The sequence below is a fragment of the Streptomyces sp. NPDC085937 genome, from assembly GCF_044540535.1.
Classification (GTDB): Bacteria; Actinomycetota; Actinomycetes; order Streptomycetales; family Streptomycetaceae; genus Streptomyces.
Genome location: NZ_JBITSH010000001.1, coordinates 280266 through 296037, shown reverse-complemented (window position 1 = coordinate 296037; position 15772 = coordinate 280266). Strand labels below are relative to the sequence as shown.

General features: G+C 72.8%; 14 protein-coding genes and 1 riboswitch. Of the genes, 6 read left to right on the top strand and 8 right to left on the bottom strand.

Annotation, left to right across the window (positions count from 1 at the left end):
- Window positions 1-15 precede the first annotated feature (15 nt).
- Entirely contained in the window at window positions 16-1671 is a 1656-nt protein-coding gene (locus ACIF8S_RS01235; RefSeq protein WP_399996625.1) for an N-6 DNA methylase, read from the bottom strand.
- 354 nt (window positions 1672-2025) lie between these two features.
- Entirely contained in the window at window positions 2026-3174 is a 1149-nt protein-coding gene (locus ACIF8S_RS01230) for a DUF418 domain-containing protein (protein ID WP_399996624.1), read from the bottom strand.
- A 136-nt stretch (window positions 3175-3310) separates the two neighbouring features.
- Here ACIF8S_RS01230 and ACIF8S_RS01225 point away from each other — a divergent pair, with 136 nt between their 5' ends.
- Window positions 3311-5212, top strand: coding sequence for an SMI1/KNR4 family protein (locus tag ACIF8S_RS01225; RefSeq protein WP_399996622.1), 1902 nt, complete (start codon window positions 3311-3313; stop codon window positions 5210-5212).
- A gap of 93 nt (window positions 5213-5305) precedes the next feature.
- Here ACIF8S_RS01225 and ACIF8S_RS01220 read toward each other — a convergent pair whose 3' ends face one another.
- Window positions 5306-5815 carry a hypothetical protein gene (locus ACIF8S_RS01220; RefSeq protein WP_399996621.1) on the bottom strand — a complete coding sequence of 170 codons (510 nt, stop codon included), beginning with the start codon at window positions 5813-5815 and terminating at the stop codon, window positions 5306-5308.
- Between the two features lie 200 nt (window positions 5816-6015).
- On the opposite strand from ACIF8S_RS01220, the gene ACIF8S_RS01215 reads away from it, so the two are divergent.
- Entirely contained in the window at window positions 6016-7083 is a 1068-nt protein-coding gene (locus tag ACIF8S_RS01215; protein ID WP_399996620.1) for a hypothetical protein, read from the top strand.
- A 34-nt stretch (window positions 7084-7117) separates the two neighbouring features.
- Here ACIF8S_RS01215 and ACIF8S_RS01210 read toward each other — a convergent pair whose 3' ends face one another.
- From ACIF8S_RS01210 to ACIF8S_RS01190, 5 genes are all read right to left on the bottom strand, one after another.
- Window positions 7118-7777, bottom strand: a complete 660-nt coding sequence (locus ACIF8S_RS01210) for an ABC transporter ATP-binding protein (RefSeq protein WP_399996618.1) — start codon at window positions 7775-7777, stop codon at window positions 7118-7120.
- Window positions 7770-8741 carry an ABC transporter ATP-binding protein gene (locus ACIF8S_RS01205; protein WP_399996617.1) on the bottom strand — a complete coding sequence of 324 codons (972 nt, stop codon included), beginning with the start codon at window positions 8739-8741 and terminating at the stop codon, window positions 7770-7772. Before ACIF8S_RS01205 ends, ACIF8S_RS01210 begins: the two co-directional genes overlap by 8 nt.
- Before the next feature lie 245 nt (window positions 8742-8986).
- Window positions 8987-9889 carry an ABC transporter permease gene (locus tag ACIF8S_RS01200; RefSeq protein ID WP_399996616.1) on the bottom strand — a complete coding sequence of 301 codons (903 nt, stop codon included), beginning with the start codon at window positions 9887-9889 and terminating at the stop codon, window positions 8987-8989.
- A complete protein-coding gene (locus ACIF8S_RS01195; protein WP_399997053.1) occupies window positions 9886-10854 on the bottom strand; it encodes an ABC transporter permease in 969 nt (322 codons plus the stop codon). Before ACIF8S_RS01195 ends, ACIF8S_RS01200 begins: the two co-directional genes overlap by 4 nt.
- A gap of 20 nt (window positions 10855-10874) precedes the next feature.
- The gene (locus ACIF8S_RS01190) at window positions 10875-12464 is read right to left on the bottom strand and encodes an ABC transporter substrate-binding protein (protein WP_399996615.1); all 1590 of its coding nucleotides are present in this window, start codon (window positions 12462-12464) and stop codon (window positions 10875-10877) included.
- Window positions 12465-12724: 260 nt separating this feature from the next.
- Window positions 12725-12908, top strand: a riboswitch (cobalamin riboswitch).
- 29 nt (window positions 12909-12937) lie between these two features.
- Here ACIF8S_RS01190 and ACIF8S_RS01185 point away from each other — a divergent pair.
- Genes ACIF8S_RS01185 through ACIF8S_RS01170 form a run of 4 tightly spaced genes read left to right on the top strand, consistent with a single transcriptional unit; the run spans window position 12938 to window position 15767 of the window.
- Window positions 12938-13678 carry an energy-coupling factor ABC transporter permease gene (locus ACIF8S_RS01185; protein WP_399996614.1) on the top strand — a complete coding sequence of 247 codons (741 nt, stop codon included), beginning with the start codon at window positions 12938-12940 and terminating at the stop codon, window positions 13676-13678.
- Window positions 13675-14151, top strand: coding sequence for an energy-coupling factor ABC transporter substrate-binding protein (locus tag ACIF8S_RS01180; protein ID WP_399996613.1), 477 nt, complete (start codon window positions 13675-13677; stop codon window positions 14149-14151). The genes ACIF8S_RS01185 and ACIF8S_RS01180 overlap by 4 nt, the downstream gene beginning before the upstream one ends.
- A 6-nt stretch (window positions 14152-14157) precedes the next feature.
- The gene (gene cbiQ / locus ACIF8S_RS01175) at window positions 14158-14907 is read left to right on the top strand and encodes a cobalt ECF transporter T component CbiQ (protein ID WP_399996612.1); all 750 of its coding nucleotides are present in this window, start codon (window positions 14158-14160) and stop codon (window positions 14905-14907) included.
- The gene (locus ACIF8S_RS01170) at window positions 14904-15767 is read left to right on the top strand and encodes an energy-coupling factor ABC transporter ATP-binding protein (protein ID WP_399996611.1); all 864 of its coding nucleotides are present in this window, start codon (window positions 14904-14906) and stop codon (window positions 15765-15767) included. Before cbiQ ends, ACIF8S_RS01170 begins: the two co-directional genes overlap by 4 nt.
- Window positions 15768-15772: the final 5 nt, after the last annotated feature.

The window sequence follows — 15772 nt, the reverse complement described above, 5'->3', positions numbered from 1 at the left end:
CCGGCGCCCTGCCCTCTACTTCTCCGGTGCCAGGGCGCCAGTGGCCAGCCCTTCGCGGGCGATGTCCGCGAGCCGGCGGCTCAGCTCGTCGACCTTGCGGATGCGCTCCTCGAACTCGGACAGGCCCCGGAAGGCCGATCCGTAGCGGCGCTGGTCGTCGATGCCCATGCGGGGAACACGTGAGCCCTTGCCATCCAGGCGATAGGTTCCACTGGCGCTGGTGGATCTGCGTGCGTTGACGGAACTGCGCAGAAAGCCTTGCAAATAGTCCGTGTCGAGCTGGTCACTGGTCGAGACCGGTTCCGCGCCGTCGTACGCGACGAGACCTGCGCGGGCGAGCTCCGCGACGCTGGTCGTGGCTCCGTCCAGGTAGCCAGGTCCGTCACCAGGTCCGAGCTGAGGCAGGAGAGCGGCGAGCCGGCCGAGCTCCTCCGCCAGTTCCTCCCGCAGCGCGGCGTACTCACCGGGGTAGTCGCGATGGAGCGCCCTCATGTGTCTGCCGGGTGTCAGGTCGACCGTGTCGTCCATGAGCGCGATCAACGGCACGTCCGCCACCTGGTCGGGGCGTGGCTCCAGACCCGCGTCGGGGTCGTTGGCGGTCAGGTCGACCATGCGCACCGTTCGGTTGCCGTCGTCGGCGTTCGTGTTCGCGGGACGCCGTAGACACCACAGGTGAACCGGCAGGGCGTGGGACGTCGCCGTACCCGGCGGGAGGGCGACCACCTGGCACACGATGCCCCTGCGGACGAGTTCGGCCCTGATGCGCCGGCCCGCCTTGCGGTAGGCCACCGAGGCGGGCATGACCATGAGAACCCGGCCGCCGGGCGCCGTGTGGGCGTAAGCGTGCTGGAGCCAGGCGAGTTCCCCCTCAGCCTTGGAGGGGGTACCCAGTTCCCAGCGGGAGTCGAGCAGCAGCTCCTCCCGGCCCCAATCGGTCACACCGGCCGGGGGGTCGCAGACGACCAGGTCCGCCTTGAGGTCCGGCCACTCGTCCGCGCGCAGGGAGTCGCCCGCGACGATGCGCACTACAGACCTGCCCATGAGATCGGCCCGGTGCTGCGCGAAGCGTGCGCTGTCAGCATCCAGTTCCTGACCCCGGCAGTCGGTTCCGTCTCCGGCCGCGACGGAAAGGAGCAGCGATCCGATACCGCAGGCGGGGTCGAAGACTGTCGCGTCGGCCGGCAGATCGGGAGCGAAGTGGCGTACCGCCCGCACGAGCCGTTCAGACGTCACCAGGTCGGAACCGGAACGCCGGGCCGAGTCCATGAAACGTTCCGCCAGTCCGTCGACGACGTCGGCGGGCGTTTCGGTCCGCAGCAGCTCACGCACCCGGACGGTGACGACATCGGGCGGCCCCGACGCGTCTTCTCCGGTCAGCAGTCCCGCCACGTCGGCGAGGCCCGTGAGCATCTGCTCCCCGTACGCGGCCCGCATCGCCTGCCAGAGTTCGACCTCCGGTGAGACCTCCTGGCCCTTGCGCTGCTTCTCCAGCCAGGCCTGCACCTCGCTCATCGCGTAGAGCGGGCTGTTCGCCGATCCTCCGGCCGGCGCGGGGAAGTCCTCGTAGCGGCGGCGCCAGTTGGAGACGGCCGCCCTGGTGACGCCGGCAAGCCGAGCGATCTCGGAGCCGGTGACAAGGGGCCCGGCCGAAGAAGCGGCGTTGTCGGTCATACGCTCAGCGTACACGGACCGCACGAACAAGCCGTGAGTAAAGTGCGTTGACAAACGTTACATGTTTTAGATCCTCGTGTGGATGGCGCTTCGACGAGTCAGCTCCGCAGGGATACTGCTCGGCACCGGGGAACCGTAGCCCCTCTATCAGGGCGCCACCATGCGGGCCGTCGACCGGCCGCTCCCCTGCATCACCCCGCCGTCGCCCGTACCCACCGGGACAGCAGCCTCGCGTAGGACAACCGGAGGCGACCGGTTCGACGCCCGGAGCAACCTGGGGGGACGACGAACGCTCCCACGTCGATGAGCGGACGTGGCCGACGACATCACCCTTGCCGACTTGTCCCACCCCGCTCAGACGGGTGGTCGTCCGTAGGTCACGCGCCTGACCAGTACCTCGAACGGGCCCCGGTGCCCCGTTCGGTGCAGGTGGTGGGCCAGCAATACTGTCGCCGTCCAGGTAATGAGGGCCAGGAGGGCCGTGGTGGTGACCGTCAGGGTCGCGGAGAGGTCCAGCAGGAAGGGCGTGAAGACGAGCGCCCAGATCACCGACTGTGCGAGGTAGCACGTCATCGACCGCTGGCCCGTGGCGGCGATCGCGTTCACCACCGGGCCCCGGCGGTTCCCGAGCCGAAGCACGAGCAAGGACACCGCCGCCGCGTAGCCGAAGCCGCCGAGGACGCCCGTCGCGTCGTGCAGCGGGCCGATCAGTTCCTGGGCCGGCCGGTCCGGCACGGGCACGACTCCCGCCAGCATCAGCGAGATCGGCTGGGCGCCGAGGACGGCGGCGCCCAGCCCCACGGAGGCCGTGACCCGCAGCAAGGCCCGGTACCGCTCGGGCTGTTCCAGGATCCGCCGGCGGCCCGCCCAGAGCCCCGCCGCGAACGGGCACATGAACCCGAGAGGTCCGAGCAGCGCGATGTAGGGCGCCGTCCGCGCCCGCTCCACGACCATCGTGAGCAGGTCGGCGGGGAGCAGCGCGCCGTCGGGCGGATCGGTGCTGATGGTCGACGAGTCCCCGCCCGGCAGGGAGACGAGCACCAGGAACAGCGCGGCGGTCAGCAGCAGCGAGCGGTCCTTCCAGCGGACCATCCACGCTCCGACGAACAGCAGCACCCCGTAGGCCGCCAGGATGTCCCCGACGTACAGCAGCAGTGCGTGCAGGGAACCGACGACGACCAGTGCCAGGCTGCGTCGCCACAGAAGCCGCCGCACCGACCGTGGTGTGCCGTCCTCCTGCCTGCTCACGATGCGGGCGACGCCGTACCCGAACAGCAGCCCGAACATCGGGAAGGCGCGGCCGTCGACGAACGTCGAGATCAGCCATGTCACGGCCGAGTCCACGGGGGAGCCGTCGCGTGGGTATCCGCCGAGCACCGCCGTGCCCCGCAAGAAATAGTGGGAGTTGGCGAGCGCGATGAACAGGAGCATGAAGCCCCGCGCCAGGTCGGGGGCGAGGGCGCGGGTGGCCACGGCGGTGGGCTTTGACGTCCGGATCGGCATGCGCCCAGTCCATCGGCGGGCGTCCGGCGAAGACATCGGGCGGAAGTCGTCGGACGGGCGACTTTCGTCCCTGTCCGGCCTCGGGCGACGGGACCAAGGAAGCGGCGATGTCAGTGGTGGGTGCCACCATCGGCGCATGAACAGTGACGGGTTCGACTGGGGGACGTTCCTGCGGCGTTGGCAGGACGAGTGGGTGCCGAGCGAGGACGAGGCGATGGAGCTGGCGGAGGGGGAGACGACCCTCGCCGACCTGACGCTCGCGGCTCCGCCGGCGTCCGAGGCCGAGGTGGCCGACGCCGAGCGGCGTCTGGGGACCCGACTGCCGCCGTCCTACCGGGAGTTCCTTCTGGCGAGCAACGGCTGGAGCCTGCGCGACGATTCGATCCACCAGCTCGGTGCGGCGCACGAGATCGGCTGGTTCGGCGACCCGTTCGGCATGACGCCGATGTACCGGGAGAGCCTGGACGAGCGGGCGACCGAGCAGGAGGTGCTGCTCGCCGGGATGTGGGAGCGCGCGCTTCAGCTGGAGACCGACTCCGACATGTCCTACGCGCTGCTCGACCCGGGCGACACCGACGACGACGGTGAGTGGGCCCTCTACGTCTACAAGGGCTGGAGCGGCGAGTACCCGACCCGGTATCCGTCGTTCCGTGCCTACATGCGGCGCAGGTACGAGTCCTTCCACGCCGAGCGGGCGCCGCTCCCGGACTTCGTGAACGACACGACCCGCGCCCGGGACGCCGAGGTCGAGCGGGCGCGGGAGGAGGCTCTGAGCGGGAGGCGGGAGGCCGCCCGGGAGCTGCTCGCTTCCGCGCAGCGCTACGGGCGGCCGGGGGCCTGGGGCATGCTGGGGCAGCTCGACGTCCTGTCGCGAGGCGTCGGGCACGGTGGCATTTTCTTCGGCGGGCTCGTCGCCGATCCGCGCTGCACGGACGAGCTGGTGCCCGTGATGGCCCTCGCCCACGTGCGGGACAGCCGCCCCGGCCGGTCCGAGCGGCCGTTCGCGCTGGGCGTCGAGACCGACGACGGCGTTCGGGCGGCCGCCGACTCGATACTCGCCCGGGTGCGCGACGGCTCCCACCGCTACGCACCGGACGGCGCCTTCGGACAGGCGGTCGCCGAGGCGCGGGACGCGGCGCGCCGGGGTGACACGGACACCGCGTGGCGGCTGATCCGCGTCGCGCTGCCGTCGTGGCAGCCGCCCGCGCCGGACCTGCTGGCACCGCTCGGCCTGCTGGCCGACCCCGTCCTGGGGCCGGTGGTGACGCGGGAGCGGGGGCTGGAGTTGCTGGCCACGCCCCGGGCCGGCCGCGCGGGCGCGATACCCGAGCCGGTGCCGGACCTGGATCCGCCGGGGCTGCGCTGGCTGGCGGAGCCCCAGCGGTGGAACGCCCCGCACCGCTCCTACCGGTGCCTGTGGGTGGAGGGCGTGGAGCCGGAGGCGCTGCCCGGTCTGGTCGGTGAGGACGGGGGCGCGGGTCTGACCGCCCCGCCCGTCCGTCCCGCCGGGTGGTTCCCGTACGACGTCAGGCCGCGGGACGACTCGGCGCCGTGGGAGGACCGGGCCGTGGTGGCGGTGGGCCGGACGGGCTCCGGGTGGGCGTTCGGCTTCGACACGGCCCCGCGGGCTTCGGAGCCCCGGACCTTCTTCGTCTCCCCGGCCGCCGGTGCCTCGCGCGGCGGACGCGCCGTGGTGCTGTGGGTGCGCCGCGGTCACGACGACACCTCCGCGGTGTTCCACCTCTCGGTGGCCGAGCGGGGTGAGGAGCGGTACGCCTACACACTGCGCGGCACGGACGTCGAGCGCTCGGGGCAGGTGCCCACGGCCCTCGACCCGGACCATGTCCTGCGCGGCGTCGACGACGCGGACCGCGAGCGACGCCTGCTGGGCGCCGTGCAGGACGAGTTCGGCCTCTCCCTCCCCCGGCACGCCCTGGCCGAGGGCATCCTGCCGCAGCTGACCACCCGGTCCTGGAACCGCGCGCCCCGGGAGGGTGAGGCCTTCGCGTACGCCACGGTCACCGTCACCCCGCGATGACCCCGGCCGGAGGACCGCCCTAACCGGGGCGGGTCAGACCGGGGCGGGTCACGCCGAGGCGGGTCAGGCCGGGGCGGGTCAGGCCGGGGCGGGTCAGGCGGCTTCGTGGATCACGAGTTTGAACTCGGCCAGGACGATCTTGCGCGCCACGCCGTCGTCATGGGTGGCGCGTACGGCGAGGGGGACGGCCGGGTCCACGAAGATGCCCCAGCTCTTGGTCCAGCACTGCATGCCGGGGCTGGGCGGGCGGTGTTCCGTGGCCGTGGTGTCGTTCGGGTTCGGGGTGAGACCGAGCGGGTCGCGGACGAACTGGTCGCGTAGTTCGCTGTAGCCACCGGCCTCCCACTGGATCATCGCGTACAGGGTCCCCCAGCCGGCGACGCTCGGCCATATGAGTCCGGAGCGCGGGTCGGTGTCCCAGTTGGTGATGACGTACCCGTCCGGCTGGTTGACCTGGTGCATGGTGAACTGGTCGCTGGACTCGGCGGACCCGAAAGGGAACCTGATGACCGTGTAGGGGCTGTTCGCCGGGATCGTCTGCGGAGTGTCCCGCTTGAGGGAACAGACCTGGACCCCGGCCGCCGCCGTCGTGTGAGTGGACATGTCCCGCTTCTTCCCGCCCGGCGGTCCGGTGAGTCGGCGCAGCCCGCACTCAACGGGCGGAACCGTCAGGGAACTTACGTTTGCCATACAACCGTTCGACGTCCCGAACGGTCTTCATCGATGACCGACGCGGTCATTCTCACGAGGAGATCGTCATTTTCGCGCTGCGCAAGACTCTGACCACCACCGCCGTCGCCGGCATGGTTCTCGCCGGCACCGCCGCCTGCGGCACCGTGGAGAACCTGTCCGCCGGGCAGAAGCTGGACAACGCCTTCGACAAGCTCGGTGAGGAGCGTTCGGTCTCCTTCGAGCTGGACCTGGACACCGACGCCGCGTCGCTGAAGGCGCTGGACGCCGAGTCGTCGGATCCGGGCGAGGAGATGCCCGACGAGGTCGCCGAGCTGCTCAGCGAGGCGCGGATCAGCTTCTCCGTGCAGTCGAGGAAGCCGATCGAGAAGTCCGAGGAGAAGGACTTCACGGCCATGGCGATGAAGGTCAGCGGCAACGACGGCGACCTGCTCGAGTACCGGCTGATCGGCGACGACGTCTACTTCCGCGTCGACGCCGTGACCCTCGGGGAGCTCTCGGGCAGCCCCATGCCGTCGGCCGACGAACTTCCCGCCGAGGCCGGGGCGTTCAAGAAGCTCCTCGACGGCAAGTGGCTCAAGGTCTCGAAGAAGGAGATGGAGGAGACCGGCAAGGGGATGTCGGGTGCCGGGGGCCTCGGGGGCGACGAGCCGTCGGCGGAGCCCACCCTCGACGCCAAGGCGCAGAAGAAGCTGACGGACGCGTTGAAGAAGGTCGTCGCCGAGCAGGTCGACTTCACCACCTCCGGCGGGTCGGACGGCACCGAGCACATCGAGGCCACGGCACCGTTCCGCACCCTGGTGACCGAGCTGTTCGACACGCTCCGGCCGCTGCAGAAGGAGCTGCCGATCGGCGACGAACTGCCCACCGCCAAGGACTTCGCGGACGCGCCCGACAAGAAGGTCACCGCCGACTTCACCCTGAAGAACGGTGAGCTGACCGAGGTGTCCGTGGACCTCTCCAAGCTGGCGGAGAAGGCGAAGGTCAAGAAGTTCGCGCTGGTGCTGCGCCTCGGCGAGGGCGAGAAGACCACGGCGCCCGCCGGTGCCACCGAGGTGCGCGTCGAGGAGATCCTCGGGGGACTCTTCGCCGGGGCCGTCGGCTCCGCGATGACGGACGGGGAGTTCGGTGACCCGACGATCGTGGAGGGCGACCTCTCGGACGACACGCAGATGTGGTGACCCCTCCCCCGGGGTGCGGGGCCGCGCCGGGTTCTCAGCCCGCGGCCACCGCCTCCCAGGGGACCGTGCGGTCGCACCAGCGGTTCAGCAGGGTGCGGTCGTGGCCCACCGACAGGAGGCCGGCGCCCGTCGACGCGCGGTAGTCCTCGACGACGCGCACCAGCGCCGCCGTGGTCGACGCGTCCAGCATCGCCGTCATCTCGTCGCACACCAGCCAGCGCGGTTCCAGGGCCAACGCACGCGCCAGGCAGGCGCGCTGCAGTTGGCCGTCGCTGACCTCGTGGGGGCGGCGGCCCAGCAGGTCGGGGGTGAGGCCGACGGTGCCGGCCAGTTCGGCCACGCGGGCGGGGGCCGCGGCGCGGCGGCCCGTCGCCCGCAGGGGTTCCGCGATCAGGTCGGCGAGGCGCAGCCGGGGGTCGGCCGCCAGGCGGGGCTGCTGGAAGACGACGCCGACGGCGGTGCGCTGTGCACGGGGTGCGCGGTGCCGGAAGCGGTTCACGGGAACGCCGTCGAGGACGACCTCGCCGGCGTCCGGGCGGTGCAGCAGGGCGGCGACCCTGGCCAGGGTGGACTTGCCGCAGCCGCTCGGGCCGAGCAGGCCCACCGCCTCGCCCGGGGTGACGGTGAGGGTCGCGTCGCGGACGACGGGGGCGCGGCGGTCGTAGCCGGCGGTGACGGCGCGCAGCTCAAGCACGGGTGTCCTCCGGGGTGCGGGCCGTTTCCTGCGGGCCGGCGGGGGCCGGGTGGTGGCAGGCGACGGAGTCCGTGAACGGCGGCAGGGTGGCGCAGAGGTCCGTGGCGCGGTCGCAGCGGGGGGCGAAGGCGCAGCCGTCGGGGAGGTTCCCCAGCTCGGGTGGCAGCCCAGGGACAGGGGTGAAGGACCGTTCGGGGAGGGCTTCCAGCAGGCCGCGGCTGTAGGGGTGGCGGGGGCCCGGGGAGCCGAAGAAGGCGCGGGCATCGGCCAGTTCGACGATCCGGCCCGCGTACATGACCGCCACGCGGTCGGCGATGCGCTCGGCGGCGGCCAGGTCGTGCGTGATCATCAGCAGGGCGTGGCCGGCGTCCACATGGCGGCGCAGTTCGTCCACCGTGCGGTCCACGAGGTCGCGGTCCAGGCCGGTGGTGGGCTCGTCGGCGAGCAGCAGCGGGGCGTCTCCGACGAGCGCGAGGGCGGTGGCGGCGCGCTGGGCCAGGCCGCCGGAGAGTTCGTGCGGGTGGCGGTCGAGGTGGTCGAGGGGGAATTCGACGCGTGACGCCGCCCGTTCGGCCGCCTTCCGGCGGGCGGCGCGGCCCCGGGTGCCGGTGAGCCGGGCGACCGTCTCCTCGATGTGGGAGCGGATGGTGCGCACGGGTGTGAGGTGCGCCGCCGGGGACTGCGGGACGAGCCCGACACGGCGGCCCCGTACGGTGCGGGCGAGGGTGGGTTCGTCGGCCGTGAGCAGGTCGAGGTCGCCGAGGTGGGCGTGCCCGGCGGTGCGGGCGTTGGCGGGGAGGAGCCCGAGCAGGGCGGAGGCCAGCACGGACTTGCCGCAGCCGCTCTCCCCGATGAGGGCGAGGCACTCCCCCGGCGCGACGTCGAACGACGCGTCGGCCACGGCGGCGACGCGGCGCCCTCCGGGCAGCAGGAACCGCACGGAAAGCCCACGGACGGACAGCACCGGCGCGAGGCGGCTCCGCCCGGCACCGGCCGGGGCGGTGCCGGCGTCCCGCCCGGACGGCCGAGCCACCTCAGAGGTGGGGGCCGCGTCCCGCCCGGTCGACGCGGCCGCAACCGCAGGGGCGGCGCCCGGCGACGAGGGTGCCGGACCGGCCTCGCCGTCTCCAGCGGCCGGCGCGGCAACCGGCACGGCGGCCGAGTCCGTCCCTGCCGGGGGAGGCACCGATGTCAAGGCGTCTCGCGAAGTCACAGCATCAGCTCCGATCGGCGGCGCGGGTTGATCCGCTCGCGCCAGACGCCGGCCAGACCGGCGACCGCGAGGGTGGGGATGATCAGGAACAGGCCCGGGAAGAGGGTGGGCCACCACTGCCCGGCGAGCAGCGAGCCGCGGGCGCCCTGGATCAGGGTGCCGAGGCTGGCGGTGTGGGTGGGCAGGCCGAGACCCAGGAAGGACAGGGCCGACTCGTGCCACATGGCGTGGGGGACCATCAGGACGGCGGCGAGGCCGGCCTGCGGCAGCACCCCCGGCAGCAGGTGGCGTACCGTCACGCGCCACCGGGACGCGCCACCGGAGACGGCCGCGTCGACGAACGGCCGGGACCGCAGCGACAGCACCTCCGCCCGGACGATGCGCGCGGTGGACAGCCAGTGGGTCAGTGCGACGGAGACCACCACCGGCCAGACGCCCGGCCGGAACATGGCCACGATGAAGATGCCGAGCAGCAGATGCGGCACGGAGGACAGGGTGTCGACCAGGCGCATGACCGCGCGGTCGGCCCAGCCGCCCAGGGCGCCGGCGGTGGCGCCGACGGCCGTACCGATGACGGTGGCGGTCAGGGCGGCCACCACGCCCACCAGCAGCGAGACGCGCAGGCCGTAGACGCAGCGCAGCAGCAGGTCGCGCCCCACGTCGTCGGTGCCGAACGGGTGCGACCAGCTGGGTGGCTGGAGCTTGGCGGCCAGGTCGACCGCCTGCTGGTCGAGCTGGGTCAGCGGCGGCACGAGCAGCACGGCGAGCACCGTCACGGCGACCAGCACGCCGGAGACCCGCAGCCGCAGGAGGTGCGTGGAGCGGCGTGCGGTCCCGTGCGCGCGCCACGCGGGGGCGGCAGCCCGTTTCACGTCCGCCGTGTCGACGTCGGTCGTCACATCTCCTCCAGCTTCACCCTCGGGTCGATCAGCCCGTAGAGCAGGTCGGCCAGCAGGTTGCCGGCGAGGACGGCGGCGGTGGCGAGGGTGGTGAGGGCGGCCAGCAGCGGGAAGTCGACGGCTGTGGCCGCCTCGACGGTCGCCGAGGCGATCCCGGGCCAGCTGAAGACGGTCTCCACCAGCAGGGCGCCGGTGATGAGTTCCGGCACGCGGGAGCCGATGAGCGTCAGCACCGGCAGCAGTCCGGAGCGCAGGGCGTGGCCGAGCAGCACCGTGCGTTCACTCAGGCCGCGGGCCCTGGCCCCGCGCACGGGGTCCTCCGCGAGGGCGTCGCCGACGCCTTGGCGGACGTACAGCGTGAACCAGGGCAGTTGGGAGAGGGCGAGCACGCCGGCGGGGAGGATCAGGTGCTGGACCAGCCCGCCGAACGTGACCACATCGCTGCCGGTGTCGGTGAGGCCCCCGGCCGGGAGGACGTCGAGCCGCAGGGCGAACAGCCAGACGGCGAGCAGCGCGATCCAGAAGACCGGAGCGGCCTCCAGGGTGTACGCGAGCGAGGTGACCGCGCGGTCGACGAGGGAGCCGGGGCGGCGGGCGGCGAGCACCCCGAGCACCGTGCCGAGCAGCACGGCGGCCGCGAACGCGACGGCGCACAACAGGGTGGACCACAGCAGGCGTTCGCCGATCACCTCGGCCACCGGCTGACGCATGACGGTGGACCGGCCGAGGTCGCCGCCGACGGCGGAGGTGAGCCAGTCCCACCAGTGCGCGGTGAACGGCCGGTCCACGCCCAGGTTGTCCCGCAGCCGGTCCAGGGTCTCCTGGTCGGCGCCGAGCGCGGCGGTGCCCGCGTACGCCTTGACGGGGTCGAAGGGGGAGGCGGCGGCGACGGCGAACACGCCGAAGGTGACGACGCCGAGCACCGGTACGGCGTACAGGGCGCGGCGGGCGGTGAGCCGTGCCATCGCTTGCCAGGGGGCGTGGGTCATGGCGCGGGCTGCCAGTCCTCGACGTTCCACCAGGGGCCGGCGGCGAAGCCGTGCTCGTGGGGTTCGGTCTGGGTGGTGAGGCCCTTCCAGCGGTCGGCGAGTACGTACATGTGGTCGATGTGGGTGAGGAAGGTGTAGCCGGGGTCCTTCATCAGGGCGCGCTGCAGGTCGTCGTAGGCGGCCTTGCGGGCCTCGGGGTCCTGGGTGCGGCGGCCGGTCTCCAGGGCCCGGTCCACGGCCGGGTTGTCGTAGCGGGCCATGTTGTTGAAGCCGTCGCCGGCGAGGGAGGAGTGCAGCAGGGTGTAGAGGCCGAAGTCCGGGTCGCCGACGCTGCCGAAGCCGGCGAGGACGGCGTCGTGGTTCATGCGGGGTTCGATGACCTCCCAGGTGGCGCTCTGCACCCGCACGTCGATGCCGGCCTTCTTGGCGTCGGAGGCGTAGGCGAGGGCGTGGTCCTGTCGGACCTTGTCGCCGGAGGGGTAGTACAGGGTGAAGCGGGCGGGGCGGCCGTCCTTGGCACGGACGCCGTCGTTGCCTTCCTTCCAGCCTGCCGCGTCGAGGATGCGCCCGGCCTCGGCGAGGTCCCGGAACCGCTCGACGTCCTGGGCGAACCAGGGGTCGTCGACGGGCAGCGGGCCGTAGGCGGGGCGTCCGGCGCCGTCGAGGATCTTGTCGACCATGGCCTGCCGGTCGACGGCCAGGTCGAGGGCGCGGCGGATCGCGGTGTCGCCGGTGACGGGGTTGCCGGTGGGAAGGCTGACCGCGCGGAAGTCGTACGAGGTCGCCCGGTACGTCTTCCTGTCGTCGTCGCTCTTGAAGGTGGCGGCGAGGTTGGGCGGGAGGACCGCGCCGTCGAGGTCGCCGGAGCGCAGACGGGTGGCGCGGACGTCGTCGTCGGCGACGATCGCCATGGTGAGCTTCTTCACCTTCGGTGCGCCGCCCCAGTAGTGCGGGTTGGCCTTGAAGGTGAGCTTCTCGCCCTTGCGCCAGTCGACGAGGACGTACGGTCCGGTGCCGACCGGCTCGGTGTTGAAGGCGCCGGTGTTGGGGTCCTGCTTCCCGGCGACGTGCTCGGGGACGACCGGCAGCACCGTGCGGGCGGCGAAGGGCGCGTAGGGGTGGTGCAGGGTGAAGACGACCGTGTCGTCGCCCACCGCACGGACGTCCTTGACCGCGGCCAGTTCGCTCTTGGCGGTGTTGTTGGTGGCGTCGTCGAGCACCGTGCGGTACGTGAAGACGACGTCCCGCGCGGTCAGCGGCTCGCCGTCGCTGAACTCCACGCCCTGGCGCAGGGTGTAGGTGTACGTGCGGCCCCCGTCAGTGATCTTGGGGAGCGCCTTGGCCAGCGCCGGCTCGAGGTTCATGCCGGCGTCGCGGGCGAGGAGTCCGTCGAAGATCTTCGAGTTGCCGTCCTTGCCGTAACCGAGCAGCGGGCTCAGGGTGTCGGGCTCGGTGGACACCCCGATCACGACGGACCCGTCGGCCGCCCCACCGTCCGCGCCGCCACTGCCGGGCGCCGAGCAGGCCGTGGCCACCGCGGCCGTCGCCAGTACCGCGGCGGCTCCCCGTATGCGTCGGGTCGTCATCGAACCTCACATCCCTGTTGGCCGGACGTCCAGCCCGGCCCTCGTGCCCATGACCATGACCATGACCCCGGATCTACTGCCCGCAAGTCGTTGTTGCATATTAGTTGCAGCAAGACCCTGCCCAGGACGGCGGCCCCCTATCCCCCGGATCCTGACGCGGGCCCCCCGCGACCCGAACGCGCAGGTGTGCGCCGGGTCGCGAGCTGCCGGGCGCCGTCCGCGCGCCCCCGTCGCCGCTTGTCACCGGGCCACGCCGGGGACTACTGTCGCCACGCCTTGGTGACGGGAAATCGGTGCGATACCGGTGCGGCCCTCGCCACTGTGATCGGGAAGTCCGGCTCCGGCCCTCGCGGGCAGCCACTGGGTCCTTCGGGACCCGGGAAGGCGGAGCACGGGCGGTGGTACCCGTCAGCCAGGAGACCGGCCAAGGCGCGTCAACCATCCACGAGGTGCTGGAGAGGGTCTGCTGAGCCATGCACATTGCCGAGGGTTTTCTGCCTCCGGCGCACGCGGTCGCCTGGGGCGTCGCGTCGGCGCCGTTCGTCGTCCACGGAGCCCGGTCGCTCATCCGTGAAGTGAGAGCTCATCCCGAGAGCACACTGCTGCTGGGCGCGTCGGGCGCCTTCACGTTCGTCCTGTCCGCGCTGAAACTCCCGTCGGTGACCGGGAGTTGCTCCCACCCCACCGGTACGGGGCTGGGTGCGATCCTGTTCCGGCCACCCGTCATGGCGGTGCTCGGGACCATCACCCTGCTGTTCCAGGCGCTGCTGCTCGCGCACGGCGGGCTGACCACCCTGGGCGCCAACGTCTTCTCCATGGCGATCGTCGGACCGTGGGCGGGGTACGCCGTCTACCGGCTGCTGCGCCGGTACGACGTGCCGCTGATGGGCGCGGTGTTCTGCGGGGCGTTCGTCGCCGACCTGTCGACGTACTGCGTGACGAGCGTGCAGCTGGCGCTCGCCTTTCCGGACCCCGGCAGCGGATTCCTGGGCGCGCTGGGCAAGTTCGGGTCCATCTTCGCGGTCACGCAGATCCCGCTCGCGGTGAGCGAGGGGCTGCTGACCGTGCTGGTGATGCGTCTGCTGGTGCAGTCGAGCAAGGGCGAGCTGACCCGGCTCGGGGTGCTGGTCACCTCGGTCGCCGGGCGTCGCGAGCGGGCGGAGTCCGCCGCGTCGGCGGAGTCGGCGACGTCGGCGGAGGTGGTGGGCCGATGAGCCGCAACACGAGGATCAACACCCTGCTCCTGCTGCTCGTCGCCACGCTCGCCGTGATCCCGCTGGCGCTCGGGCTCGGCGACCACAAGGAGGAGCCGTTCGCCGGGGCGGACGGGGAGGCGGAGACCGCGATCACCGAGCTCCACCCGGACTACGAGCCGTGGTTCTCACCGCTGTACGAACCGCCTTCCGGCGAGATCGAGTCGGCGCTGTTCGCCCTCCAGGCGGCACTCGGCGCGGGCGTCCTGGCCTACTACTTCGGGTTGCGCCGCGGGCGCCGGCAGGGCGAGGCGCGGGCACGTGAGCTGACCACGGCGGACGCGGGTGCGGGTGTCTCAGGCACGGGTACGGGTGCGGGTGCCGCAGGTACGGGTGCGGGTGCCTCAGGTACGGGTGCCGGCACAGGTACGGGCACGGACGCCGCGGGTCCCGGCGCGGGTGTGCCTACCGGCGCCGGTGACGGACGGGACTGACGTTCCGTGCTGCCGATCGACGCGGCGGCGCACAGCAGCCGCTGGCGCCGCCGTCATCCGGTGGACAAGGCCGTTCTCGGCCTCGGTCTCACCGTGCTCGCGATCTCGCTCCCGCCCTGGCCGGGCGCGGCCCTGGTGCTGGTCACCGCGCTCGGGCTGCTGCTCGGCCCGGCGGGCGTGCCGGCGCGGCGGCTGTGGCGCGCGTACCGGGTGCCGCTGGGCTTCTGCGTCACCGGGGCGCTCACCCTGCTGGTGCAGGTGGGCGGCCCGGACGGTTTCGTCTCCCTGGCCGGCAACGGGCCCGTGCGCGCCGGGGAGTTGCTGCTGCGTACCTCGGCCGCCTCGCTGGGCGTGCTGCTGTTCGCGTTCACCACGCCGATGTCGGACCTGCTGCCCCGGCTGGTGCGCGCCGGGGTGCCCGCGCCGCTCGTGGACGTGGCGCTGGTGACGTACCGGATGAGCTTCCTGCTGCTGGACTCGGTGCGCCGGGTGCACGCGGCGCAGGCGGCCCGGCTCGGGCACACCACCCGGGCGGCGACCTGGCGTTCGCTCGGCGGGCTCGGCGCGACCGCGTTCGTACGGTCCTTCGACCGGGCGGCGCGGCTGCAGACCGGGCTCGCGGGGCGCGGCTACGACGGCACCCTGCGCGTCCTGGTGCCCGAGGCCCGTGTCTCCGCGCGGTTCACGGCGGCGAGCGGGGCGCTCCTGGCGGCGCTGGCCGTCCTCACTTTCGTACTGGAAAGGCCCCTGTCGTGAGCGAGTCGGTGCTGGTGGCCCTGCGGGGCGTGTCGTTCGCGTACGAGGAGGGCCCGCCGGTGTTCACCGGGCTGGACTTCGAGGTGCGCGAGGGCCGGGCGCTGGCCCTGCTGGGGCGCAACGGCAGCGGCAAGACGACGCTGATGCGCCTGCTGAGCGGCGGACTCCGGCCGGAGAGCGGGGAGTTGAGCGTGTCGGGGCGGGTGGTGCGGCACGACCGGAAGGGGCTGACGACGCTGCGCACCACCGTGCAGTTGGTGGTGCAGGACCCCGACGACCAGTTGTTCGCCGCGTCCGTGGCGCAGGACGTGTCGTTCGGCCCGCTGAACCTGGGGCTGCCCGAGACGGAGGTGCGCGCGCGGGTGGCGGAGGCGCTGGCCGCGCTGGACATCACCGCGCTCGCCGACCGGCCCACGCACCTGCTCTCCTACGGGCAGCGCAAGCGGACGGCGATCGCGGGCGCGGTCGCCATGCGGCCCCGGGTGCTGATCCTGGACGAGCCGACGGCGGGGCTCGACCCCGACGGCCAGGAACGCCTGCTCGCCACCCTGGACGGGCTGCGGGCCGACGGCACGACCGTCGTGATGGCCACCCACGACGTGGACCTCGCCCTGCGCTGGGCCGACGACGCGGCGCTGCTCACCCCGTCCGGCGTCCACACCGGCCCCGTCGCCGAGACGCTGGCGCGCCGGGACCTGCTCACGGCGGCGGGGCTCCGTCTGCCGTGGGGTGTGGCAGCCGGGCTCTTCCTGCGGGCGCACGGGCCGGGGGCGGGCAAGGGTCCCGGTCCCCGCACCCCGGAGGAACTGGCGGCGATGGCCGCCGAGTCGACTCGGCACGCGTCCGACGCCGGCACCTGACAGGA